General features: G+C 65.1%; 1 pseudogene. It reads right to left on the bottom strand.

Annotated elements, in window-relative coordinates:
* Positions 1-212, bottom strand: a pseudogene (locus QM596_RS29635) (CDP-diacylglycerol--serine O-phosphatidyltransferase); the annotation flags it as partial.

Here is a 212-nt window from a genome sequence, read left to right as displayed (position 1 = left end):
CCGCTTCGAGTGCACGGCAAACGGGATGTGCACCAGGTAGATCGCGAGGAGAACGATCAGCAGGATGTACGGGTAGGTGATGAGTGCGGCCGCAGCCACCGTCACCAGGACGAGCAGGCCGGCCGCCATGGGCGGCGGCACGGATACCGACTTCATCGCCAGCGTCGGGATGCGGCTGACGAACAGTGCAGCCGAGAAGAGCGTCCACACGA

This window comes from Rhodococcus sp. IEGM 1406, from assembly GCF_030056745.1.
Lineage (GTDB): Bacteria > Actinomycetota > Actinomycetes > Mycobacteriales > Mycobacteriaceae > Rhodococcus_F > Rhodococcus_F erythropolis.
Note: the sequence above shows the minus strand (reverse complement) of the source record. Positions and strands in the feature narration are given on the sequence as shown.